General features: G+C 58.0%; 14 protein-coding genes. 7 read left to right on the plus strand and 7 right to left on the minus strand.

What is annotated here, in order from left to right; all coding sequences use genetic code 11:
• The 3 genes from repA (at position 1) to repC (ending at position 3,743) form a co-directional block, all read left to right on the plus strand.
• Positions 1-1,191, plus strand: coding sequence for a plasmid partitioning protein RepA (repA, locus tag Amn_RS32200; RefSeq protein ID WP_286300064.1), 1,191 nt, complete (start codon positions 1-3; stop codon positions 1,189-1,191).
• 84 nt (positions 1,192-1,275) lie between these two features.
• A complete protein-coding gene (gene repB, locus Amn_RS32205) occupies positions 1,276-2,271 on the plus strand; it encodes a plasmid partitioning protein RepB (RefSeq protein WP_286300066.1) in 996 nt (331 codons plus the stop codon).
• A 158-nt stretch (positions 2,272-2,429) separates the two neighbouring features.
• Positions 2,430-3,743: a plasmid replication protein RepC gene (repC, locus tag Amn_RS32210; RefSeq protein WP_286300071.1), complete on the plus strand. Its 1,314-nt coding sequence runs from the start codon at positions 2,430-2,432 to the stop codon at positions 3,741-3,743.
• 12 nt (positions 3,744-3,755) lie between these two features.
• Here the strand turns inward: repC and Amn_RS32215 are convergent, their stop codons facing one another.
• The gene (locus Amn_RS32215) at positions 3,756-4,697 is read right to left on the minus strand and encodes a recombinase family protein (RefSeq protein WP_286300072.1); all 942 of its coding nucleotides are present in this window, start codon (positions 4,695-4,697) and stop codon (positions 3,756-3,758) included.
• 275 nt (positions 4,698-4,972) lie between these two features.
• Here Amn_RS32215 and Amn_RS32220 point away from each other — a divergent pair, with 275 nt between their 5' ends.
• Positions 4,973-6,118 carry an RHE_PE00001 family protein gene (locus Amn_RS32220; protein WP_286300139.1) on the plus strand — a complete coding sequence of 382 codons (1,146 nt, stop codon included), beginning with the start codon at positions 4,973-4,975 and terminating at the stop codon, positions 6,116-6,118.
• 50 nt (positions 6,119-6,168) lie between these two features.
• Here the strand turns inward: Amn_RS32220 and Amn_RS32225 are convergent, their stop codons facing one another.
• The 3 genes from Amn_RS32225 to Amn_RS32235 are packed head-to-tail and all read right to left on the minus strand — an operon-like array spanning position 6,169 to position 11,814.
• Positions 6,169-6,894, minus strand: coding sequence for a PP2C family protein-serine/threonine phosphatase (locus tag Amn_RS32225; RefSeq protein ID WP_286300075.1), 726 nt, complete (start codon positions 6,892-6,894; stop codon positions 6,169-6,171).
• On the minus strand, positions 6,884-8,350 hold the full coding sequence (locus Amn_RS32230; protein WP_286300078.1) for a hypothetical protein: 1,467 nt from the start codon (positions 8,348-8,350) through the stop codon (positions 6,884-6,886). The genes Amn_RS32225 and Amn_RS32230 overlap by 11 nt, the downstream gene beginning before the upstream one ends.
• Positions 8,347-11,814 carry an AAA domain-containing protein gene (locus tag Amn_RS32235; protein ID WP_286300081.1) on the minus strand — a complete coding sequence of 1,156 codons (3,468 nt, stop codon included), beginning with the start codon at positions 11,812-11,814 and terminating at the stop codon, positions 8,347-8,349. Before Amn_RS32235 ends, Amn_RS32230 begins: the two co-directional genes overlap by 4 nt.
• A 351-nt stretch (positions 11,815-12,165) precedes the next feature.
• Between Amn_RS32235 and Amn_RS32240 the strand changes: the two genes are divergently transcribed.
• From Amn_RS32240 to Amn_RS32250, 3 genes are read left to right on the plus strand one after another with little or no spacing between them, the layout of a single operon-like run.
• Positions 12,166-14,010, plus strand: coding sequence for a hypothetical protein (locus Amn_RS32240; RefSeq protein ID WP_286300084.1), 1,845 nt, complete (start codon positions 12,166-12,168; stop codon positions 14,008-14,010).
• A gap of 2 nt (positions 14,011-14,012) precedes the next feature.
• Positions 14,013-15,554, plus strand: coding sequence for a methylation-associated defense system protein MAD7 family protein (locus Amn_RS32245; RefSeq protein ID WP_286300091.1), 1,542 nt, complete (start codon positions 14,013-14,015; stop codon positions 15,552-15,554).
• Positions 15,551-21,010 carry an FtsK/SpoIIIE domain-containing protein gene (locus Amn_RS32250; RefSeq protein WP_286300094.1) on the plus strand — a complete coding sequence of 1,820 codons (5,460 nt, stop codon included), beginning with the start codon at positions 15,551-15,553 and terminating at the stop codon, positions 21,008-21,010. Before Amn_RS32245 ends, Amn_RS32250 begins: the two co-directional genes overlap by 4 nt.
• A 14-nt stretch (positions 21,011-21,024) precedes the next feature.
• On the opposite strand, the gene Amn_RS32255 is transcribed toward Amn_RS32250, so the two are convergent.
• Genes Amn_RS32255 through Amn_RS32265 form a run of 3 tightly spaced genes read right to left on the minus strand, consistent with a single transcriptional unit; the run spans position 21,025 to position 26,089 of the window.
• Entirely contained in the window at positions 21,025-21,864 is an 840-nt protein-coding gene (locus tag Amn_RS32255; protein ID WP_210057572.1) for a phosphoadenosine phosphosulfate reductase family protein, read from the minus strand.
• Entirely contained in the window at positions 21,861-25,169 is a 3,309-nt protein-coding gene (locus tag Amn_RS32260) for a hypothetical protein (RefSeq protein WP_286300105.1), read from the minus strand. Before Amn_RS32260 ends, Amn_RS32255 begins: the two co-directional genes overlap by 4 nt.
• Positions 25,166-26,089 (minus strand): DUF4007 family protein, encoded by a 924-nt coding sequence (locus tag Amn_RS32265; RefSeq protein ID WP_210057576.1) that lies wholly within the window; start codon positions 26,087-26,089, stop codon positions 25,166-25,168. The genes Amn_RS32260 and Amn_RS32265 overlap by 4 nt, the downstream gene beginning before the upstream one ends.
• Positions 26,090-26,094: the final 5 nt, after the last annotated feature.

Here is a 26,094-nt window from a genome sequence, read left to right on the forward strand (position 1 = left end):
ATGAGCCACCCGCAGCCCAACCGATTTGATCTCGAGATCGCCCAGCAAGGGTCAAAGATCTCGAGCGCGCTGCATATGTTGCGCAGTCAACAATATCCGCCAGACGCTCGCAAGGGGTTGAGGAAGTTTCAGCTCGGCGAAGTGGCCGAGTTCATGGGGGTAACTCAAAGCCATCTCAGACAAATCCATTCTGAGGGCAAGGGTCCCGAGATCGAAGCCACTGGCGGTCGGCGCTATTATACGGCCGAACAGATGCTCGAGCTTCGTGAATATCTGGAGGCCAACAAGAAATCGGACAAAAGGTATTACATGCCGCAGCGAAGGCCGGGGGAGCCGCTGCAGGTCTTGTCCGTCGTAAACTTCAAAGGTGGTAGCGGCAAGACCACCACTGCTGCACATTTGGCGCAGTATCTTGCCCTCACCGGCCACCGTGTTCTCTCTATCGACCTTGATCCCCAGGCATCCTTGACATCGCTCTTCGGCATCCAGCCGGAGCTAGATGAAGTAGCCTCGTTGTACGAAGCGCTCCGCTTTGACAAGGAACGCAGATCGATCTCCGAGATCATTCAGAGGACCAATATCCCCGGCCTGGACGTCGTTCCTGCAAGCCTGATCTTGCAGGAATATGAGTATGACGTGCCACTGGCGATTTCGTCACAAAACGGCGCTGAAGGTCGACTGTTTCACATGCGTATCGTCAACGCCTTGAAGGAGGTTGACGACAAGTACGATGTGGTGGTCATCGACTGCCCTCCCCAACTCGGCTACCTGACACTGACAGCCTTGATGGCTTCGACAGGCATTCTGATCACCATCCATCCACAGATGCTGGACGTTATGTCGATGAGCCAGTTTCTGATGATGCTCGGCGGAATCATGACTCCTGTTGCCGAGGCTGGAGCGCAAATCCGCGTTGAATGGTTCCGATACCTCGTCACCCGATTTGAACCAACGGACATTCCACAGGCTCAAATGGTCGGCTTCATGCAGTCCATGTTCGCTCAGCACTTGCTCAAGAACCCTGTCTTGAAATCCACCGCGATTTCCGACGCCTCCATTAAAAAACAGACGCTCTATGAGGTCGAGAGAGGAGAGTTTGTTCGTTCGACTTATGACCGCGCCATGGAAAGTCTCAACGCTGCAAATGGCGAGATCGTGGAATTGGTCCACAGCGCATGGGGGCGGAAATGAGAAACTTGTCAGCCGTTTTTTTCGCTGTTTTTTCAAGGATAAACAGCAGCTTATCGGATTTGAAGGCGAAGCCGGAGGCCCATGATGTCTCGTAAGAATCCCTTTGCAGCATTGGATATGGCTTCGATCTCGGCGGAAGCAGCCCCTGCCAAACCTGGTTACGGCATGACTGGCGCCGCCAAGACGGTCGTTCGCTCAATCGAGGACCTGGCTGAGAACGCCAAAAAGCTCATGGAAGGCGAAGTGATCGTGGAGTTGGATCCTCGTTCACTTGACGTTTCCTTCGTAGCGGACCGCCTGTCTGACGACGATGAAGAATATCAGGAACTGAAAGAGGCCATCAAAGCGTCAGGGCAAACGACACCTATCCTTGTTCGGCCGAGCCCCAAGGATGCGCAGCGCTACATGGTGGTCTTCGGCCACCGCCGTCTAAAGGTCGCCCATGAACTCGGGATACCGGTGAAAGCCGTCGTTAAGACGCTCGACGACATCACGTCTGCGATTGCCCAAGGGCAAGAGAATTCTGCCCGCGCGAACCTTTCGTTCATCGAACGGGCCTACTTCGCCCAAAACCTTCTGGCCACCGGAATGAGCAAGGATGTGGTGAGGTCGTCACTAGCGATCGATGAAGCCATGCTCTCGAAGATGCTGAGCGTCATCGAGATCGTACCAGCGGCTATGCTCAAGGCGCTTGGCGCATCGAAGAAGATCGGTCGTGACAAGTGGCTCAACCTGCGCCAGATCCTTCTCAACCCCGCCCACCTGGCAGTCGCGTGCGATTACATCTCTTCGGATGAATTCATTGCGATCGCTGAAGAAAAGAGGTTCGACGACCTTCTCGGCTACTTGAAAAAGTACAAGGCCAAGTCGGGAGCGAAAAAACCCAAGCGTGACGCCGCCGAAAAGGAATGGACCGCGAGCGACAGCTCGTTGAGTTTCGTCATGAACGCGAAGTCGAAGAAGGTTGCCATCGAACTCTCAAAAGCCGAGGCGCGGCCCTTCAGCGACTGGCTATCGACCCATATCGATCGTCTTTACAGCGAATACAGGCGATCACAATCTGAAGCTGATGGAGACTAGAACGCGAAAGAAAAAGGCCCCCAAGCGGTAAACCGTGGAAGCCCTTCTCGTTATCCGTAGCAAGATCGAGAATCGCATTTCCCTGAATCTCAGTCAAGAGTCTTTGGCACCGTTTTGGTGAGCGTATTTCTTTTGCCTAAAGAAAGGTGAGAGAAAAAATGCATTCGGGAAGTGTGACGACGCCCTTCGGGCGGCGGCCGATGACGCTCGGCCAAATTTCAAGCCAGATGGCGGCAAAAGCCATCAAGCCGGACGCCGTGGCTCACAAGTGGCAGGTTTTCCAGCATATTCGTGAGGCGAGGGAACTCATCGGCGCTACAGATCGCGGGCTTGCGATCTTGAATGCATTGCTGACCTTCCATCCGGAAACCACTCTTACAGGCGATGCCGAGCTTGTCGTCTGGCCATCCAACGAACAGCTGATGGCGCGTGCCAACGGGATGCCGCCGACGACGCTGCGTCGGCATCTTGCCGTGCTGGTCGACTGCGGTCTCATTATTCGGCGCGACAGCCCGAACGGCAAGCGCTTCGCGCGCAAGGGTAGGGGAGGGGAGATCGAGCAGGCTTACGGCTTTGATCTCTCGCCGATCGTTGCGCGAGCAGAGGAATTCCGCGACCTCGCTCTGGCGGTGCAGACCGAGAAGAAGGCATTCAGAGTCGCTAAGGAGCGCTTGACGCTCGTGCGCCGCGACATCGTCAAGCTGATCGAGACCGGGATTGAGGAGCACGTTCCTGGCAATTGGGGCAGGGTCACGCAGACCTACCAGCAGATCGTGAGCCGCTTGCCACGCTCGGCGCCACGTCAGCTCGTAGAGGATGTGTGGCAGCAACTTCACGAGCTCTACGTCGAAATCCATGACGTGTTGGAATCCTTCGTGAAAAACGAGAATGCGGACGCCAATGAGTCCCATTCTGGACGCCACATACAGAATTCAAAACCAGACTCTATTTTTGAATCTGAAAACGGCTTTCGAGAAGAAATGGAAGCGGGCGGCAACGTCGAGGAAACCGACAACGTACGGAGCTTGCCGAAGCGGGAATTGCCTTTGGGAATCGTGCTGGACGCCTGCCCTGGGGTGCGAGAACTGACCACCGGCCGCGAAATCCGGCACTGGCGGGATTTCGCGGCCGCAGCTGAGCTTGCCCGGCCGATGCTGGGGATCAGCCCGAGCGCTTGGCGGGAGGCGCGCGAGGTCCTGGGCGAGCAGCACGCGGCGATCACGCTTGCGGCGATCTACCAACGGGCTGAGCAGATCAACAACGCCGGCGGGTACCTCCGCAGCCTGACAGATCGTGCCCGGGAGGGCAAATTCTCAACCTGGCCGATGATAATGGCCTTGCTCCGAGCCAAGCTCGATGCGCAGAATTCCGCTGACACGGATGCGCCGCACCCGACAGATCCGGTTGACGGCGTCGGGGGAATGCGCGTCTCGGAAGCGCTGCTGAAAACCCTGCGAAAGCCGAGGGCTTAATGAATGGCAGGGTCACTCCGCGGCGCGAGCTACTTCGGCTTCGATCAAGCCGGACCGGCGAGCCCGGTCGATGAGGTTCTTCACCGAGGAGGGCGACCACTTCGATCCTCCGCGCGGCGTGCGCTCATGAAGCTTTTCGAGCTGCGCAGCGATTTCGCGCAGGGTCAGGTTCGGATTGCTCGAATGAATGCCGGCGACCAGAGTCATCAGGCGATCTTCGGGAAGGCGAGGAGGGGACTTCCTCAGCAAGCTCGGATCGGCCATGTGTTCGGCCACGAGCCATTTCACTGCCCGGCGCAAGCGTTCGGGCGTCCAGTCGAAGCCTCGTTGCTTCAGGACGCGCGCGATGTCGTCCCAGGTGTGGTCAGGCCGCATACGCCGGACGGTTGGCAGCCATTGGTTCGCCGTCGCCTGTACCCGATCGCCATAGGCAGCCCTTTGCGCGGCCGTCATATTTGCCAGCACCTCCGGCGTCCCTGCCCTGAGGCCCGGGTTACCTGGCATCCGTCCTTTTGCCTTCGCCGCCGTGATGCCTGCTTTGGTTCTTTCGGAAATCAGCGCGCGCTCGAGTTGCGCCACCGCGCCGAGGACCTGGAGCGAAAACATGCCCTGGGGCGTCGTCGTGTCGATTGGATCCCGCAGCGACCGGAAGTGCGCCCCCTTGGCGGCCAAATCCTCGATCATCTCGAGAAGATGGCTGACGGATCGGGCAAGGCGGTCGAGGCGAACCACCACGAGCGTGTCGCCGGCGCCGATCTCGCGCAGCAGCTTTGCAAGAGCTGGTCTGGCTCGCGAAGCGCCCGAACCGTGCTCCTGGACGATCTCGCTGCAGCCGGCCGATCGCAGTTCCATTTCTTGCGCTTGCGTTGCCTGCTCCTCCGTCGAGACGCGTGCGTAGCCGATCAGGCGGCCCTGTGGTCGACCAGAAATCCGATTTTGTGTGTCAGCGGCCATTTGGAGGGTCTAAGAGGTCGTTAGTTGAGCGGTTTTCCAAATCCAGAGGATACGGATAACCGATCGTTTGTAAACGTCTATAGCGTGGTTTCGCTGGCTTGGGGGTCGCCTGAAACGACTGGAAATCGGGCTTTTCTATCCAGAAAAGCTCGTTCTCAGAGGGCTTTGTTCAATTCGATATGGGATACTTATCGGAAGTGAGAGGCCCAACTATGGACCGTAGCAAGTGAGGAACTCTAATTTTCAGATAGAGTTCTTTTACAAAATCATTTATCATAATTTCAATGGCTTACGATCTTGCCAAATTGCCTACCCAGAGCCTGCTGCGGCCCATCTCGGACGCCGGCATCGCGCTCGCCCGTCTGGACGAGCGCATCGCCCGTTCGCCGGTCGGCGCGGGCTTTCTCGAACGCGCTCATTTTGCCGATGCCTGCGCCTCATTGTGGATCGACGGGGAACTCGTCCACCTCGAGGATCTGGTACTGCACGACGCCCGCGCCGACGTCCGCACCCCGACCCATGAACTGACCATCGCCCGCGACGTCCTGAAAGCCCGCCGGCGCATGGTATCCCAGCCGCCCGGCTGGACCCTCAGCCCCGACGGCCTCCACACGCTCCGGCAGGCATGGCCTGCAGCATCACTTGGTCGCGACAGCGCCGGGGGAAATGCTGGCGCCGCGGCGGATCTTGCTTCCATCGAAGAAGGGGAGGGGGAAGCCGCATCCGAACAAGATTCCAGTCCCCTCGAAGCAGAGCTAGCCGCCATCGATGCGCTGCTCGCCCGATCGGAAGCAGCCATCGAGGCAGCGAAGACGCCCGGCCGGCTCGGGCTGCCCGGGAAAAAAGATCCGCTGGTCTACGATCTCGATTGGGACGAGGACGCGCGCCTCAACGAGTGGCGCGGCGTGCTCGCCGTGATCGGCGATCTGCCAGCGGTGCTGCTGGCGATCGTTGCCCTCGACGCCTGGAACGAACTCGCGGTGCTGCAGCATGCGCCCTGGCTTGGCCGGCTGCTGTCGGCGTCGATGCTGCGCCAAGCTGGCCTCACCACCGCAGCGCATCTCACCGCCTTCAATCTCGGCCTGAAATCCATTCCCGTCGATCGGCGCCGGCATCGTGATCGCGAAACCCGGCTGCTCGCGATCGCTCACGGCCTGATCGCAGCCGCCGAGCTCGGCCTGAAGGAACATGACCGGCTGGCGCTGGCGCGGCAGATGATGGAGCGGAAACTTGCCGGCCGGCGGACGTCGTCAAAGCTGCCGGAGCTGATCGAGCTGGTGATGGCAAAACCGCTGGTTTCGGCGGGCATGGTCGTGAAGGCGCTCGACGTCACGCCGCAGGCGGCGCGGCGGATTGTTGGCGAGCTCGGCCTGCGGGAGTTGACGGGGAGGGGGAGGTTTCGGGTGTGGGGTGTTAATTGATTTTCACCACACGGGCATCAAGTGCCGTTAACACTACACTGGACGGAAAGTCATGCGATAAAAATAACAGATACATTGTCGTCGCCACCTGCGTCCAAGGCAGAGGTGAGTAGTGCGTTGGCAGGGTTATTCGGATTTCTCACTATTATGTTTGCGATCTCGTCATCAGCCAAGAGATCCGATAGGCCATCGGAACATAATAGGATTGGTCGGTCGAGAGTTGTTCCCTTTTGCATTATATGTGGTCGGATCGGGAGGCGCTTTGTTGAGCCACCAAGTGATTGTGTTAGTGCGTGGCTACGTACTCCGCGAATCGATGCTGTGTCATCTTTGCTGACCTGCAGCAGTCCGTTCGGCTCGACAACATATGCCCTGCTGTCACCTATATTGAAGAAGAAGGTTTGGCTGCCGCAGAACTTTATGCCGACGATAGTACTGCCCATCCTTGGGCGCCCTCGCGGATCGAGCATAGATATGAATACCCTTTCGTTAGTTTGTTGGAGAAGGGCCTCCAATTCTTCATTCGAGTTGGCGCTATCAATGCCGCCGAGCATATGTTCTACGACAATCTCACTGGCATATTCTCCAGCGTCGTGGCCTCCCATTCCGTCAGCTATGAGGGCCCATCCGCGTGATGCCGATATCTTGCCATGCCAACTTCCGTGGTTCGCGCTGCTCTTCCATCCCTGAACGGCAATGCGATCTTCGTTGTTGGATCGCACGAGACCCACATGGCTAGATGCCCAAACCTCCCTGATGGCACCGCTATCCCCCATGAGTACCTCCGAGGAGGTGGGTCATGGCGCTTCGTATCGCGTCGACATATTCAGGGCGTCGCGTAACTACGCCCTCCACCCGCCTAAAGCCGGATCGACGGACCATTTCCCCAAGAAAAGGCCTGTTCGAAACCACCGCCAGATCATTGTCCTTGAGCAGAAAGAAGATTTCTTTCGGTTTTGTTTGTGTCAGCCGAAGGAAGCCCTTTACTGACCTGCGAGTCAATTCGGATAAAGGGTCATATGTGTTGCCCTGCCGCGGTTCGCTTTGAGGTGCAACCATTGAGTAGATTTCGATGTCCACTTGTTGTGATATCAAGCTATCTACGTCTCGCAGCATGAAGCCGTTAACAATGACGGATTGGACGCCTGCCGTTGATACGACCAACTTGCTGGCCGCTGTCTTCAGAGCCTCCTCAAGCAGCTCACCTTGCTCGTACGGCGCCAACGTGCGAACTGGAAGGGCGTCGATACCGTGCTGGGCAACCTTGTGCCTTTCTTTCGCCGCCAGCAAAGCAGCGTGCGCAGGATTGGCCCTTCGGGGCCGGGTGTCGGATTGAACAGCCGGAGCGATCGAACGCACCTGTCCGCGGGCAGTCGCCTCTTCCAATCTGAGAGCACGAATATCCTCGGCGTGCGGCAAGGCCGCAACTATACTTCTCCCAACCAGGCGATCGAGGCGCCTTCGTCCTTCCGATTCCTCTATTGCCTTGACAAAGCCCATTTTCCTTGGACCGCCGTGTTCGGCGAATGCTCGCTCGTGCGGCTCCGAGAGTTTCCCGTCAAGAGCAAAGCCAATCTGTATTTCCTTTCCCTTCTCTGCCATGTAGACCAAGGCAATGGCCTGCCGAAACACATTGCTGCGGCGGACAATCCGCTTCAGGGCGAGAACGTTGCGTCGAAAATCTTCCCCGCCCTGCCGGCGGATCACTTTAGTCACATCAGGAATATTGAGTTCGCTGATTGTTGGAGGATCTGCGGGATAGGGTCTGATCTCGACCGCTCCGCCGCTCTTGAGTTCAGACGCCCTGACAACGCTCTCGCCCGCAAGACGGATAGGCAGTCTCTGTATCCCATCATAGTCGATTACAAGCATCTCTTCTTGGGGGACTTCCTCGCGCTCGATCAAGAGCCTTGCGTCGCCAGCATTCGTCAGCTTGAAAGATTGAAAGTCCGTCGAGATCTGCCTCGCCACAAAGCCTTCTGCGACGAGCGTATCGATGGTGCTCTTGACGATATCAGGCTTCAGCCCGAGCATTCCGGCAATTCTCTTCTCCTGCGTTTCGCCTAATGACAAGCATCGCATAACAAATTCGCTGATTGTCGGAAGTATCCGATGCGAGGTTGTCACAGCTTCGATGGTGAGACGGAAGATAGGAAGGCCCACCTCCCCATAGTCGATCAACCGGAAACCTTCTCGAAATTGGTAGGCCCTTGCGACATCTTCCGGGCTCATGAAAGGGTCTCCGTCTCACAAGTTTCGTCGTTCCTGTCTATGTAGTCAATTACCTTGCGAAAAGGGTTTATACCTTCAACTGACCGGCAAAACATCTGATCCCCAACGATGACGAGTGCGCTCTTACCACGAGAAAGAGCTACATTAAGCCGGGGCTTTTCCCGCAAGAAGCCGAGTTGATTATTTGAGTTCGAGCGAACGACCGAATAGATGCAAACATCTGCTTGCCGGCCCTGGAATGCATCGACGCTGTTGCAGGTGACTTCCAAATCGGACCACTCCGCCAGACCCTGGGAGTTCATTTCGCGCAACGCGGCCACCTGGCCGGTGTATCCGGCAATAACGGCAACCGAGATCTTCTTCTTCTGTGCCTTGGCTAGAAACTGAAGACGCTGCAGGATTCCCCTAATAGCTGCGACTTCGGACTGGTTACTGTAAGTCTCGCCTTCTTTCTTTTCACGCCTGTTCGGGAGGCTGTGCGTCGAATACCAGGTAACTGGTCTTGGAAAAGCGCTTGCGAGCTTCAAGCCGTGGGACATTTTTGGGCTATCCAGTCCACGATCGTAGAAACACTCGCTGATCAAATCGCCAATAGGCTTGATCATACGGTACTGATTGCGGAGCTTGGCTCTGTTAGCATTTGGCAATCCAAAGTCTTCCTGCAGAAAGCGATCGAGCAGCGTCGATTTCACTTCCGAGCTATCGAAATTCGCAAGCAGTTGTTCCCCGAGATCCTCAAAGAAAGGCGGAAGCTGTTTTGGATCGCCGACAACTATCCATTTCCGGCTCCTCGACATCGGAATGAGGATTTCCGTCGGCGTTGCCTTTGAAGCCTCGTCGACGATGCAAAGGTCGTAGGCTACGTCCTCCATACCCTGGACGCTTGCTATACCTACGCAAGTGCCCGCGATGATTTGTGCCGACGACAACATTGCGGCATTGAAGTCGGAAGATCTTCCAACTCGCAGCTGCCAATCCTCCAACAGAGAGAGCCGCTCACGGCAAGCATCGACCAACGGACCCGGGGCAAGAAAATGGATCGCCCAATCGGCCAATTCCGACTTATCGGTCGAATGAGCTAACGCCTTAGGGTATTCTCCCATTTGTTCGAGTTCACTGCGCAGCGTCGCTTGCTCGCGTCGACTGCGCTGCAATTCCGCTTGAAGCGCACCGATTTCGCTATCGAGCTGCGTTGTTTCCTCCTCCTGCTCCTGACTAGTCTGTGCCGGAGGGGTTCCCGTCTCGCTGTTTCCGTCCCGCTCCTTCTTTCGCCGCTCGATTTCCTCGACCGTGTCTTCTTCCCGCTTCAGGAGTTGGATCAGTCGTTCCACTTTGATGCCGATTGCCACAGCATGTTTGTCTACACCTACTGCCGCAGCCCACTTCTCGAGGTCTTCTTCTGCTGCCTTCCGAACTTCAGCGATCCAAGCATCCACCCGCCGCGACAGAAGTAGCGCTTTGCTTTGCTCCGAAATTCTCGGCTCATCGGCCCTACCGATGCGGATCATGTCCAGTTCGGGTGCAATACCTGACACTTTTTCAAGGACGTTATCCAAAGCTATGTGTGTCTGAGAGGATAGGAGTATCCGATCGCCTGGATTGCGTTTCAGCCATTGGAGGACGATCTCGGTAATCAGCGTCGTCTTCCCGGTGCCTGGGGGGCCTTCGATAGCGAGGATGTCTTCCACGCCAAGCGCTTGTTCAAGAATCCGCCGCTTTTCATCGTCCAAGGATTCAGTATCCCCATTAACGGATAGGTCATCGGCCGTTTCCAGTTCGACAGAGGTGATGGGTGTTGCAGTAGACGGATTGAGTATGAGTTGCTTGAGCCTTGGACTAACCGCTCTGTCGAATAGAACAGCATCGAGCGCTTGAGTCTGGTGGCTGAGAGCCTTCTGGGCTGCAATTGTATTGATGGCGATATCGCCTCGCCTTGGCAGCCGTGCGGCGTCGCCGAAGGTCACAGTCATGGTTATCTGGTTGAATGCGACGCCGGTGATCTTGCCGCAGACACGACCGTCGGAAAGTTGAACGAGCCTATCCTGACCGATTAGGTCGTCGCCATGAGCAAGTTCTGTAGTAAACACGACCTTGTCGCCCGACCGTTTCATGTCGACATATTTAATGGCGTTGCTTTTTCTTGCTTCATGATCGGCACGGTCTCGGAGATAGCTTCTCCAGACCCGGAAAATTCGTTGAGTGGCTTTTGCTCGTCTCTCTTGCTCGTATTCTTCGCAGGCTGCCTTCGCTTCTACCAACAGCACCCGTAACTGGCGCCCGGCGTCCTCCGGGTCCGCAGGACGGCCAAACGAAAAGCGCAGAGGGCGGTTGAATGCGGCCTCTCTCATCTCAGAGGCGAGGCTTGCACCGATTTCGCTAGCGCGTTCTACAAACAGCGCCTCTCCACTCTTGCCATCGATTGCCACCTGGTAGCGCCATGTCGCGCCAACGAGAGTTATCTGCAACCCGTCGCCATCTTTATCGCCCTTCACCCCTAGTGCAGCGCACTCGGAAAGATCCTCAAGCACAAATGCTTCGATTGCGCTCTGGCTGTCGGCCGATAGTCGTTTTTCCAAGGCAGACCTAACCCTAGGGGCGAGCAGAAGGTATATGTTGATCTCGGCGGCGTTGTGGTGATTAACCTGCGCCTGCTCGAGAAGTTCTTTTAGGACTGAGGCAAGCGGCGGCCTGGCCGATGGGTCGGCGTCCAAGCAACGCTCCATGATCGGTCGGATCTCAGCAGGGAGAGGAGCCTCCTGCAATCCAGCCATAAGCTCCTCTTCTTTGTCGAAAATTCGGCCCGTTACGCAAGAGATCGCAACAGCTGCAAACGCGTAACAATCTCTCGTGAACTGATAGGGTGGATATTCAGGGCTTGACGGGGTGTAACCCGGCGTGTGGTCGAAACGGAAGGTCAGCCCGGATGAAGGGAGCCAAGCACTATTATTGTCGGTCAACTTTGAAATGCCATAGTCAGCAAGTTTCGGCGTCCTGCTGGCATCGATGAGAATGTTCTTCGGTTTGATGTCGCGGTGGACGACCTGATGCTTTTGTGCGAAGGCGACACCCTCAAGGAGGCCGTGCCCAAAACGCTGCCAGAAGGAGTTCCAACTCATTGGACCTTCCTGCTTTATGACGTCCTCCAGATTGTCCTCAATCCATTCAAGAACGAGATACCAGTTTCTGTCCTCGTCTATGTCTGTGGCAATCCACTCAACAATATTTTTGTGCTTGATGTTCTGCAGGAACGTTGCTTCCCGCGTGAAACTGGCCATCGCACGTTCGTCGTGAGGACCGAATTTCACCCGCTTAATTGCCACGAGATTTGTAGATACTTGGTCGAATGCCTTGGTGACGGTTGCCTGAGCCCCGTATCTGATATCAGCAGTGAGGAAATAACGGCCTCCCAAGATGGAGTTTCCGCCGTTTGCCATTGCATCCTCCCAGCGCGTATTGATCGTCAACAGATGGACCGTGGTCGAGCCTACCAGCGGCTACGGCAATGTTATCCGTCTAGGGAACTTCAATTAGCCTCGCATTTTCTAGAACGGAATGCTTGAGCGTTTCAATTCTTATGGTTGCACTCCTCACAACTTTGCATCGAGGACGGCGCCGACAGTGCTCGACACCTGTGGCTATTCCAATCGGATGTTTCGTTAGCGAGCAGTCCAAGCGATCGAGCTGGCGTCGCAATCTTCTTAACTTGAAGCATCCCGCACCGCGCTGACTGAGACGCTGGTGAGAACTGTTGCTAAATAAGTTGATCGAATCAGTTCTTCGACTACAACTTAGCCGGAAACTCGGGGGCGGAGCTTTTGTCGGAAACACCTTCTACTCATGCGTGGATACGGTTTTTAAGGAACTACGGGCCGATCCCCACCAATGACAATATGTATGATGAGACGATCCAGCGCGCCCTGCGACGTCATAAGATCCGGCCGATCACGCTCCCAGCGCCGCTTCGCGACGAACTCGTTGAAAATTTTCGCGGCCCCTCCCCAGGGTCATACATCATCACCGGTACAGCAGGTGATGGAAAAACATATCATTGCCGAGAAGTCTGGATCGAACTCGGCGGCGACGCGAACCTCTGGAACCAGGGCGACAAGGTTCAGCGTCTGGACCTTGGCGACGGCCGCTTACTTGTCGTCGTCAAAGATTTGAGCGAACTGCGCGATGACGAAAGTGCGTCGCTTATTGCAGAATTCTCGGCCGATATCGCGAACCCAGCCGCCTCAACATCCTACCTCCTTGCCGCCAATCACGGGCAGCTCCTCGAGAAATTCAAATCGGCGCCGAAGACGCCTGAGATCGAACGGGCCAGCCGGGTTGTCGAAGACCTCTTGGTAACCGGGGTGACGAACGACGCGGGAATTCGTCTCGAACTGAGAGACCTCAGTCGATCTCCGGCGGCCCAGATGGTGACGGCGATCATCGAGGCGATGACCGAGCATGAAGGTTGGCAGGGGTGCGACAGCTGCTCCGCGCGCAGCGACGGCGCAATCTGTCCCATCTTCGAAAATCGCCGTCGGCTCATAGGCGTCGGCGAAGAGGATCCATTCAAAAGGCGACTAGCGGCGATCATTGAACTCAGCGAGCGTAACGGGAGCCATTTTCCGGTGCGTCAACTCCTGGCCCTGATCGCCAACAGTCTCCTCGGCCATCCCGAGGCCCGGGACGGCTTGATGACATGCGCCGACGTGCCTGCGCTTCAGGACGCCGGACACCTCGATCTTGCGAGCATCTACCGCAACATTTTTGGCGAAAATCTGAAGCCAAGCAGGGCCGAGAAGACGGAGCTTTTCCGTAAGCTCAATGCGTTCGGGATCGGTGCGGAAACGAGCAACCGGGTTGATAATCTGCTCGTCTATGGCGCTGATGATCCGGCCTTCAAAGCCGACTACGATGAACTTGTCGTCTCGGATCCTGTGTACGGGGCGACGCCCGCCTTCACCAGTGCTCAACGCACATACCTCGAGGGCGCTGATCCTAATGAACGCACCGCTTTCCTTGGAGCGCTTCGCGCACAACGGCAGCGCCTGTTTTTTATGATGCCGGAGCCCAAGCTCGACGAGTACGATCTCTGGGACCTCAGCGTGTTTCGTTACGCGGGCCTGTACCTCGAAACGGCGCAAAAAATTTCCAGCGGACAAACCGCTCCCCGGCAGGCGGTCAGTATGATTGTCCGCGGGCTGAATCGTATCTTCACGGGGATGTTGGTTCAGAACCAGGATGAGCTCGTGCTTGCGACGTCTGGCAGCTTTTCGCAGTCGAAGCGCAGTCCGCTGCTCGATGAAATCATCTCGGTGCCTCGAGCGAGCGGTGAAGAGGTCAGCGTTGTCTCGGACAAAGCCGGCCGAAACTTCGGAGTCTCGGTCAAGCTGGTGCGCGGTGGCGAAATTCCTCCTGTGTTCCTGGCATTGTCGCCGACTAGGTTCGAGTTCCTCGGGCGCGTCGCCGAGGGTGCCCTCCCCAGCAGTTTTTCGCTTGAGTGCCACGAAGATCTACTGGCCTTCAAAGCCCGGCTGCTGCGGGAGACCGAAAACCGCCGCAAGCTCGATGGCGATGACGTGACCGCAGACGGAGAACTCGTTCTGCGGTTTATCGACATCAATTCCGATGGCCGCGCTCAGCCGCGACGCGTGATCGTGCGAGTATGACAATGGAATTTCTTGATCGCCCTACCCAGTTCGAAGAACGCGCCGGTCCTGCCTATTGGATCGACGAAGCGATCTGGGGACATCGCCTTCATGACGAGCAGTCACCGTGGCTAACGTTTCTCGAGTTTCTGACGGTGCTCCTGTCGGAGCACCGTGAAGGGCGCGCACTCAGCGAGGAGGTGTATAACAGTCTCTCGTATAAGCCACAGCTTCAGCTACGTCTGCGCAACCTCGTGTTCAACAATCCGCATGTTATGACGGTTCGCGCCGAAGCGGGATCAGACGATGCGGCTTGGTCGCTTTGGCTCGATAAAATGGCGGAAACGGCAGGCGGCATCGACAAGCCTGATTTCAAGTATCTTCGCGATCGCTTCGAAACGTTCGACGATTTCGCGGCCGTCTTGAGCTTCCTTCAAGGCTCAGCAATTGAGGGGTCGAGCAACAAGCGGTGGAGCTCCAAATTCGTCTTCCCGTTTGGGCCGCATTCTCTGTTCGAAGACGTCAACGTCAAGCCGAACGGTAGCGTCTCGAACGATCGCCGCTTTTTTGCCCGCACCGGCGAAATCCTCTATCTCATGTTAAGCAGGAGCAAACACGCTGACGAGCTTCGCGCCTTGCTGACCTCCCGTTTTCTGGATCAACCGGCACCCTATGATGCGATGGCGCGCGCGCTCCAGGGAGACATCCAGCTCGCCAAGGCAGAACGTGGGGGCGCCTATCTGCCATGTTCGCGGCATCCTGTCTTCGATCGAATGGCGCAAGATTGGCTTTCGATCCTGAAGTTGCCCATTCCCGGCCACGACGCAATCCCGCACCTTGTGACCACTGCTGGTCTCAATTTGCTTCTTTATCAACTCGATCGGGCAAGAGAGCTGCTTGATCGTTCTCCTGTCGAACTCGTTTGCGAAATCGTCTCGCCCAAAAAGTCCGTTGTGCGGGATCTGTCGGCCGACTCCTATCAACACAACAACATGCTGCCGCAACTGGCGATCGAGCGATTTATCATGCGCATTGCCGAGACGCCGGCCTGGACGGCCGCCGTTGCATCTGACGAACCCGTCTTGAGGGCCAGTGACCTGATGCAGCGCGAGTTTGGATGGCCGGACGGGGACGAAGACGACACCGTCGGCGATCCGAAGGATCTGCTTGACGAGCTGCTCAGGAAGGCCACTACCCGTCACAAGCAGCACGTGGGCAAAATTCATGCGACATGGTCGCGGGCAATCGGACTGTCGTCACGTCGATCGAGCAGGCGCGTGCGCTACGCACCGACCGATCGGTTGCTGAAGACCCTCGTCGTCGCCTGCGTGGATAACAGGCTCGAATTCAAAGATTTCCTGGCGCGCTTGCATCATCGGTACGGGATCGTCATCGGGGATGCGCAGGCACGATCATTTGTCGATGCCGGGACCGCGGACCAGGAAGACTTTTCGGACAATGCCCATCGCCTTGAAGAACGATTGGCAAGCCTGGGTCTGCTGAGACGCCTATCGGACAGCTGCGCCTACGTCGAAAACCCATTCCAGAGAGCGAGAGCCGAGTGAACCCCTCTGATCTCATTGGCGCCGCCGGCGCGACATCGATCCGTTTGCGTCTTGACGCGCTCTCGCCGGAAGATGGAATGGCGCGATATCTTCTTGATCGTCTGACCGGCGAGCAGGTCGCCGCAATCACCCAGGCGTTGCTCACCGATGCGAAAGCCACTGAGCTTCTGAACATTGCGTTACCGCGCAGCCTGGTTTCACCGTTCGGACTTCCGGACAGTGTGATGACGGACGAGCGGATGGTAGCGATCCGGCATGCCGACTACGACCGGCCCGCACTTCTCTTTGCCAACACGGATGAGGACCAAGGTGCCTCTCTCGGGGATGTAACCCTGATTGGCGCGAAACAGCTGACGGAGGAGCCGGGGCCTTGGGTCGAGGCCGCCGCCGCGGGCCTTGGTCTGAGCGAGGGCCAGGTCGCGACTTGGATGGCTGCGTTGAAGGGGCTGACCTCGGCCGATGACTGGACGCTCCACCAGATTGCAACCTATGTCGCGATGACCCGCACGCGTATCGAAACCGATGCGGTGCCTGTCACGGACGCATTGGGGTGGGCATTGTCGGCGTTGCGCCTGCCGCGCGACAGCGGTTACTTCCTGGGGCTTGGCGAACGCGAACGCGAAGTCCCGCGTCGGTGGAAAAAGCTGTTCGAAAAGCTCGTCGCCGAGCGCAAGCCTTTGATGGTCAAGCAGCGTCCCAATCGCCAGCTTATCGAAAATGACGAGTTGAGAGAGCAGTTCGCGGAGGTGCGGGACGATATCCCAGCGGAGGTCCATTCGGCCATCGAGGCTTTCATTGAGGCCGCGCCAGGGTGGGGCCCACAAGCAGAAGCGCTCAGCCTGTTCGAATGGGAGGCCGAGAGCGTTCTTCAGTTGTTTTCCGGGATTAAGCTGAAGAAAACCTCGCTCGCCCAAGAGACAATCAATTTCTTCGAGTTCACGTTTCCCGACCGACTGAGCCCAGCCGACAACGAATACCTCCGCGCTCTCAAGGGGCGGTCGCTGAAGGAGACGCGGGAGGATGATCGCGAGTTTTTCGAGGCTCACAGGGATGATCTGGCGCAAGACAAGGCTCTCAGGGTCAAGTGGGAGCGCTTCGTCTTCGGTCGCCCGATCGAGTGCACAGATTTCCTTGAGGGCCTGCTGCGAGTAATCGAACGTCTCTTTGGCCAGGTGAACCTCGGAGGTGGGCCCCGTAAACTGAGCATTAAGTCGGCCAGGCGATCGCGTAACCAGTGGCTCGACCTCAATGCCGACGTTGGCCTGTATTTCGGCCTGCGCTACAGAGGGTTGCCCGCGCTTCTCGGCGCAGCCGTCGAATGGGACGTACCCCATCTCTTCAGCTACGAAGAACTGCTCGATCGCGCAAAAGCACGTCAGAAAAAGTACCGGCGAAACGAGTCGACGGCGCGAAGTGCCTTGCAGATCAAATTCGATGTGGCGCTAACAGTAGGACGGGAGCGGGCAACCGTTCAGCTCGTGTGGACCGGCCAGCCATCAGCCATCGGCCTGGAACTGCCGAAAGATCTCGGCCGCCTCATCAAGCGCCCGTTTGGACGCAGCAGCGTTGCACGTCTCTCGGTTAGTCGAAAGGGCGCCCTCCAGTCGGTATCTCTGAGCGATACGGGAACGCTGCAACCAGCCTTCGGGCAGGATGCCGGAACGCTTATTCCGCGCACGAGCACCGGAATCGACCTTGCAAAGCTCTTCCCAAAACTCTTGAGGGAGGCAAAGGAGGCAGGCCGGATCACACAGGCGGGCGCTGACGACATTGCTGCGGCGTGGAAGCAATTCGCCACCATGTATGCGGACGCACTTACATCACTGCAGTCGTCCGGGTACGCGTCTGCCACCCTCATCGCGCAGGCTGACGCCTACGGCGCCCTGCTGAACAGTTTGGCCAAGAATGCCATAGGTGATCTTAACCGCCGCGATATCTGGGAGCCGGTGCTGCGGATCGGGACGATCGAAGTCCTCGGCAGCGCGCCCTCAGCCATTGTCGCGCCTTGGCATCCGCTGCGCTTGGCCGGTGTCGCGGCCAAAATGCGATCGGTGACAGGCTTGGCCGATTACCTGTTGTCGGATGTCGATGTGAACTTCGGCGACTCGCGTCTGTTTTTCAGCGATCTACGCGACGAACTCAACCATCCCCTCTATCCTGAAGTGGCCGTCGGCTATGACGGCAGCGAACCTGTCTTGCTCACGGAAACAAGCACAGTCAACGACTACAGTCTGATCGAGCGGCCGGTCCGAGATCCATCCGAGGCGACCACGGATGTCGATCCCTCGGAGGCCGCAAGACAGATCCGCGCTCTGCTCGAACGCTATCTCGACCTGCAGCCGCATGAGCGGTCGAATCTCAGCATCATGCTCTACAATTGCGATGCGGCCGGGTTGCCGCTCGCAACCGTGAGCGCGCTAAGTTCGGTGCAGGACCAGGAAGAAGTTCATTGCAATGTGCTGGTCCGCCATCGCGACCGGGCCCGCTTGTCTGGAGTCTACACCGAGCTGCTTGAACGATCGGAAAACGATCCCGACGCGGTTGTGGTCAGCGAGACATCGCGGAATTTCATGTCGAAGCTGCGCATCGGCGTCATGCTCGACGTCGCGGGCGGATCAAAATCGGGCGGAGCACGCGAGATAGACGTGGCATTCCTGCACGACGTTGTGTCCCGTCAAGCGCGCGAACAGTGGTTTCCGGTTCCGGCCTTGACGGATAACCCCACCTTGCTGGAACACGTGCCCGCGCGCTGGTCGTACCGGCGCGTCACTGCCGAAGACGAACTCAAGGCGACGAGCTACTTAACCTGCCCGCGTCAGCCAAATGCTGGCTGGGCCTATATCGATGCCGTTGCAAACGTTATTCGACGCCAATCGCACGGTCCGGACGAACATTATCTCCCGGCTCGCCAAATCTCGTTCCAGGATGGCGGCCTGAAGGGCATGTTCGACGAGGTGCATAAACTGGCGGAGTGGGTCGCCACCTATGACGATCTTCTCGACAAGCGGCAGCTTGCTGCCCAAGGGATCAACGTGATCCGGTATCGTCGCCAACGCACGCACGGCCGCAACATGGTCGTGTCGTCGACATCGGAGCTGCGAATACTTCACGTGCTGTTCAAGCGGCGGCTTGCGGAACTCTCCTTGGGTCTTGGCGACGACCGCCTTGCGGGTCTCGCGCGGCGAATGATCGAAGACGCCAATGCTATATCGGGAGATATCGTACTGCGGGCAGCCAAACGGGGTGTCTCGGCCGGCGAGCTAATCGGTCTGGTGCTGAGCCGGGCGCTGGTCGAACAAGAGCTTGGTGAGCGCGCAGCCGTTGCCTGGTTCCTCCTCGATGATTATGCGGAATGGCTGGGACAGAAGGAAGAGGGCATCGCTGACATCCTTGGCATCAGCCTCTCGACAGGTGAGGATGGTCTTCCGAAGCTGAGGGCAATCGTGACCGAAGCGAAATACGTCGACCAATCCGGTTTGGCTGAGGCGAGTCGGAAGTCACGCAGCCAGTTGCGACAGACGGTCGCCCGGATCGATGACGCGCTGTTTGGCGATCCCGGACGCCTCGATCGCGACCTCTGGCTTTCCCGGATCTCCGATTTGCTGCTGGACGGGACAGCAGCCTTGGGTCAGGCAAATCTTCTCGAACGCGTTCGTGACGGCATTCGCCGGGGCGCTGTCCCGATAGATTTGCGCGGCTACTCGCATATTTTCGTTTCCGGCCCGGCTACGGACGGCATTTCGCCGGGAGAGCAGGATGAGTTGCCGGAAATTCAGATGGGGCTCCAGGAAACGTTCACGCGCGAGGGGCTTCGCAAACTGATCAAGGCTTACGAGGCGAAACAGAGCCTGACCGAACTTCGCGGCCAGCTTGGCGAAAAGCATACGTGGAACTCGGTCAGTTATCGTCACCCGGCGCCGCGGGTCGATTGGACGAAGACTATCAAAGAAGAGCATTCGATTGCGGGGAGCGAAAAGCCTATCAGCCATGACTATGATCAAGATGACGACGAGGGCGATCCCGAAGGCGGAATTGTTATTGAGGCCGTAGAACCGGGCACAAACGGCAATGGTTCGGTCGCCGTGAGCGGCGACGGCGGCGGTCTGTCCGGCGGGGAAATCACCCCCGCCCCAGCTCCGAACCAAACCAAAGACCAGCCAACCATCTCACTACCTTCTTTGACGAACACGCAACCGAGTGCTTCTGCGTTGCCGAGCGGCAGCACGGCTGCTCCGACGCCCGACAAATTTCCTCGCGCCGGCGCCGAGAAGGGCATTGCCGCTCTCATCGAAGCTCGCGCTCAGAAAGCTCGCGAAAACTCGGCGGATGAACGTGAGTGGCTGGACAGCACCGCACAAAAGCTGCGCTCCGCACTGCTCGGCTACAATCTCCAAGCCAAGATCGTCGGGACGCGCCTAACCCCAAACGCCGCACTCATCCGTTTCATGGGGTCGGATCGTCTGCGCGTTGAAGACATCGAAGCGAAACAATCATCCCTGCTGACGACGCATGGGCTTAGGTTGATCTCGATTTCACCATTGCCGGGCGAGATCGTCGTCGGCGTAGCGCGGCCTCAGCGACAGGTGGTTTCTCTTTGGGATGTTTGGGGCCGACGGGAAATTAATCGCAATGCCGCGGGCGTGAACACGTCCTTCGTGCTCGGCTTGAAGGAACTCGATGGCGATATCCTCTATCTGAACCTTGGTGTCCCGTTCGCCGGCGGACAACAGCATGAGCCCCACACGCTCGTCGCGGGCGCAACGGGGTCTGGGAAATCCGTGCTGATCCAAGCACTCCTCCTCGATATCGCTGCGACCAACTCCAGTGATCTGGCGCACATCCACCTGATCGACCCGAAGATGGGTGTCGACTATGCGGCAATCGAGCGGCTACCGCATCTGCAGGGCGGGGTGATTGTCGACCAAACGCGGGCGGTTGTAGTCATGGAGGGTCTCGTCACAGAGATGGAGCGCCGCTATGAGCTTTTCCGGTCCAAGGGAGCTCGAGACATTCGAGCATTCAACTCCAAAGTCGACACTGCTGAGCGGCTGCCATACGTCTTCCTGGTCCATGACGAGTTTGCGGAATGGATGTTGACGGAAGATTACAAATCCGCCGTGACATCCAACGTTTCGCGCTTGGGGGTGAAGGCGCGCGCCGCCGGCATGCATCTGATCTTCGCTGCGCAACGGCCCGATGCCAATGTCATGCCAATGCAGCTACGCGACAACCTCGGCAACAGATTGATTTTGAAGGTTGCGAGCGTCGGGACATCCGAAATCGCGCTCGGCGTGAAGGGAGCGGAACAGCTCTTGGGGCTCGGCCACCTTGCGGCAAGGCTGAGTGGTGAGCCAGCAATCATATATGCCCAGGCGCCGTTCCTGTCCGATGACGATATAGACGCCGCGGTTGACGCAATTCTGGCCAGTGACGCCGTTAGTGGTCCGGCTGACTAAGCCGGCCGGGGGGATTACTTGTGGCAGACGACGCAGCTAGCGGCTGCTTCGTCGAGCCCGTAGACGTCGTCGATCGTCTCCGAGGTTCTGCCGGATAGCGGATTGATCCGCCGGCCGCGCCGCAGTCGCTCCCGGCGTTTCTCGTAGTCTGACTTGATCTGTTCGACCCGTTCGGGCGAGATCAATTCCGTCAGGCTTTCGCCCTGGCTCCACGTGAACGGCGAGCCGTCTCGCAACGCGGTCTTTTCATAATCGACGGCCTCGGCAAAGCGATCCGGATGATGTTCGGCGAGCCGAACCCATTCGATCTTTTGCTGATAGAAGCAGAATGTGCAGCCAGACCGCGAACGCCATTGATAGTAGGCCGGCTCACCGACGTCGGACTGCTCAAGTATCTCAATGACACCGGTCCGATCGACGCCTGCTTCACGAAGCGGAAGATGGACCCGCATGTTGGGGTGTGTGGCTTGATAGCCCTCGCGGCTTGGCTCATCGGCTCGGATGGCGACGTAGGAGTGGACGATCGTCCCGCTTTCCAGATCCTTTTGCAGCCAATGCTCCAGCGGCCGGAGTTTCAGCTGTCGCGTGCACCAGCGGGTGCGGGGTGAGGGGAGAAAATTGCCGTACTCGTCCAACCAGAAATCGAAGTCGCGATCGGGGTTAAGCCGCTGGATCGGCCGGCCCAAAAAGCCTTCGAGCTTATCGAGGAAACTATAGACCTCAGGCAGTTCCTTACCGGTATCCGTGAAGAAATACTCGATCGGCAGCTCTGGATGATGCTGCCGCATGTAAACGGCGAGCGCGGCGCTGTCGCGCCCGCCCGAGAGCCCGAGGATATGACGTTCCCCACTCATTGCCTGCTAACCTCATCTTCGCCATCGGCTGCCATCATCGCGACCGCACGCGCCAGTGCAGCAAGCTGCAGTCGTCCACTCTTGTTTTCTGATCTGAGAGAAGCCACCAGGCGATCAGCGATCCCCGCGGCGGCCACTTTTTCGCTTTCGCTCAGTTCGAAGCTGCGCATCAACGGCGGCGTTTTCGGGTCGAGGCCGACGACAAGTGCAAGGGCCTCGGTTTGGGAGCGTCGATCTCGCACGATCGCCAGAGCCTCAAGCTCCCGGAAACGGCGCCCGTATCGCGCAATTTCCGTTAACGCTTCCTGCCGGTCTCTGTCCGACCAGTTCCGGGCGGGGCGGTGCAGCAAAACGCTGACAGTGCTCTCGATGTCGCCTTTCCCCAGCTCCATCGCTGCGACGCGATCTGCAAAGGCGTCGAAATTGTAATCGTTCGTCAGGCCTTTCAGCAGCGATGCGCGTTCCGCAATTCCAGCGAAACTCGCGGCGTCGATGCCGAGGGCCTTTGCAAGTGCCAGACGCAACTCTTCGAGCAGTGCCGGATAGCTCGCTTCGGCCGCTTCAAGGGCATGGTAGACGGTCCCCGGGGCGAGCTTTTCACCGAGAGCAGCCGGGAGATCGTCAAACAACAGACGCTCGGGATCGTCTGCCTTCATCACGATCCCGCGGATTTTCACGGCCAAAGGATCAAGGTAGGTCGTACGCTTTGCGAACTGTGAGAGCTCTTCAAAACGCTGAAAGAGAGCTGCGGCAACGGGCAATGACGCCCCGTGATGGTCGACGCCGAGCAGCTGTGCGAGCCCACTGAGAAACGCGGTTTCGCGCACGGACCGGTCGATCCGCCTCAAACGGAAGAGGCCGGGCTTCTGCAAAAGCTTGTCGACGACGACGTCATCGATTGCTGTTTGATAGATCCCGTTGATATAGACGGCGACGCTCTCGCGCTTGGCAAGCATGTAGGCAAGCGCCAACACCGGCATGACACCGGCTTTGATGCCATAGGGCGGCCGAGCCCACTCCGCATAGACAGCATCGAGAGGCTTTTCGCCCGCAAGGTCGATTACCTCCCACGCAGGCCGAAGCGATGCTCCCTCTTGGCTATCGTCCGGCTCTGAAAAACCAAACACGCCGGCCTTGATCTCTCTGTGCAGTCCGAACGGTCGAAGCAAGGTAAGATAGAGGCCGAGCTCTGCAGGATACTGGGTCATTCCCAGCCGCTCATCTGCATACGAGTTGACCATTGCATGAGCCAGTTCGCGCAAAGCCGCCATCGAGTTCGATGATGGTTTGTCGCGCTGGAGCAACTCGCTTTTGATGATCGGCGCCTTCGAGAAACCGGCGTCGGCGAGCGCGCTTGCAACGACCGTCAGCGGTGCGCGAACGGCTTGACTCGGCTGAGGCGCCAGGTACCAGCTTGCATTCTCGAACGCCGTTTCGAGCGCCCGATGAAGCTGATCGATACAGTGGGATTGTCTCGCGGCAATCTCCCGCCTCGCTATCCGATCGCCCTCCAGCTGCGGGTGCTCACGGAAAACGCGTTCGACCGCCAACAACTCTGCGGCAGTTGACCGGAGGGCAAAGCTGTCGTTTGCCCCGCCTACGGCAATCACACGCTCCTCAATCGCCAGCGCTTTGGCGGTTTTCTGCGCTAGTTGATTGACTGATTTCGTCGTCAAAGAACCGTCGCCGAGGAGCAATAGCAAAAGGCCGCTGCCATGAAGCGGGCGGGCCAAAATGCCGCTCGTCAAAGACTCGATCGTGTCGTTTGGGCCAACGACCTGCAGCGCTATCTCAAAAGTCCTCAGCGCGCCTTTCTGAAAATAATGGCGTTTAGCCGTAGCAAAGCCCAGGCCGACGCGGCGCGGAATATCCGCCAGTTCAAGTGAATCCGCCGGTTGGATAGCGCGGCTGACGGCTTCCTCAAGATCGAAATCGCTGCCGGCAAACAGCGCGTATCCGCCAAGGCGTGGCTGCCGGATCAGAATAGCCCAATCGAGGAGATCCTTGATCGCTCCGCTGATCGCTTTCATTGCGAAGCCGGGTACCGACGCACTTAAAAAGTCGTCTGCGAGCACGACGCCAGACCCGTTCCGGAAAAACTCGATGATCGCGGCAGCTTTCGTCAATGCGACGTGCAGACTAGTTCCTTTGACACCGGCCCGCTCGATTGCTTCGAATGCGAGGCTGAAGCGATTACCGTCCACACCTGCGGTAAGGGCCATTCCGAAGTTAGCCGCAAGATAATCCCAGAGCATCGCGGGACTGTAAGTTCCGCCCTCCAGATCGGTTGTCTCCAGAAACTCTTTGAAACCGAAGGGCTCAGCCGAACTCAAGAAGCCAAAGACGCTTCGCTCATTTTGGGCAAAGCGCGCTCTCGAGATCGGTCCGAGTAGAAGTGCGCTCACCGGGTTAAGGGGCCATGTCTGCGCAAGCGCTTCCGCCAGCACATCAACGTCCGTCGGACGGCGTTTGGCGACCGCTTCAGCAACAGTGCGGGCGCCGGACGCGTCGCGATCCGGGCCCTCAGCGGCGATCGCCCGGCCGAGCAGCGCAACTGTTTCGTCTGCGCCCGAAAGAAATGCGATGTCCTGGTAGCGGCCCTGGACCTTACGCCATTCCTGGCGCGCGTCGCGCGAAGCGCGCGCTGTGTATTGGTCGAACGACTGGTGGAGAATGCCAATGACGACCAAGCGGCCGCTGCTGCGAGACGCATGCTCGGCTAGATCCTGAAGCAGATGGACGTCGCCGCCCTCGAGTGCTTCGTGCTCAAGTAGCTTGCCGAGTTCGTCGAGAATGAGGAGGATTCCGCTCGACGCGCCTTCGCCACCGGCGATCAAAGCCTTGATAAGGCGATCATCACTTGCTGCGAACTGTGACGCGGTATCCTGCGACCAACCAAGCGCGTTGCGTGCGGCTTCAACGATTGCGTCGCGGAGCCGTGTCCGGCTTCCGGTAACGGCGACGACTTTCCAAGCGCCGCTGGTTTCCGGGAACGCCTGGTTGAACAGGGTCGAAAGAGGTTCCCCCGCGATGTCTCGAGCAATATTCCGATTCTTCTTCGTGCCGGCCACGAGGTTCGCAAGCAGCAAGGCAGCACTCGACTTGCCGCCCCCATAAGGACCGGTCCAAGTGTAAGCGCCTTGATGGTGGTCCCGCTGGCTCTCACCAAGAGTACGCAGAGACTTCGCGACGCTTGCCTGCAAGACGTATCCGACCAATGGCGGCGTGCCGTTCAGGTCCGCATCGAGCCGGGCCGATCGCGCGAAACGGCGATCAATGGAAACTATACTGGAAAGCTTGCTCATGCTGCGATCTGACGGTCGAGTTTGCGTGGGTAAGCGAGAGAAAGAACCGTCGTCGGATCGAACTCGAACGTGCGCTGGATCTGGCGAAGACCGGCCGTGTCGACCCATTGCCAAGCGCCTGCCGTCAGATCGTCAAGCCGCATCAGCCGGGAAACCACGCTGTCTTCGTCGAGTTTGAAAACGCGGCCTGGCGACCCTGTTCCATAACAAATCTGTTCAGCCGTTAATGTGGTCGCGCCACCGGAGCGTTCCCAGAACTGACCAAGCGCGCAAGCGAAAACGGCGTCATGGAGGCCTGGCTTGGGACCGCGAACAAACTCGTACCAGCCGCCAAGCCGAGCTTCCCGGATTAACGCAAGCTCGGCTAACAGAGGCTCTGCTGCGTCTTCGTTGAGAGTATCCGGGCGCCGCACATAGCTGCGCAAGAAAACCTCGATATCGCGCTTGAGTGTTCCGCGCGTTGCCCGCCATCCATTGCTCTCAACCAATGCCATGAGCTGGTCGAGCAACATAGCCGGATCAAACTCGATCGCGTTGAGCAAATTGAACGCATAGTAGGCAGTTGTTGTCATCGAAGGCGTGCTGGCCATATGCCAATGAGCGAGCCAAATCGTCGATGATTGCTCAAGGTAGGGATCGAGACCATCATCGGAGAGAATGGCCCGACCAAGCCCGGTTGGTGAAATCATGCGTTCAGCTTCGGCAAAGAACCCCGAAGCAAGCGCCCAATAGCGCATAGAGACGGCCATATTGCGCCCGACGCCGAAACGGGTTATCGCATCTTGTTCCTGAAATGTTCTCGAATCGGCTCCGTCGCCGATTGCATCGAAGGCTTTCTTCAACCACAGCAGCCGGAGCGGGAACGTTTCGTGCCCCGCAAACTGCCCTCTCGAATCGATCTTTATCGTCGCGTGTCCCATAGAGG

The organism is Aminobacter sp. Y103A, assembly GCF_030294925.1.
Lineage (GTDB): Bacteria > Pseudomonadota > Alphaproteobacteria > Rhizobiales > Rhizobiaceae > Aminobacter > Aminobacter ciceronei.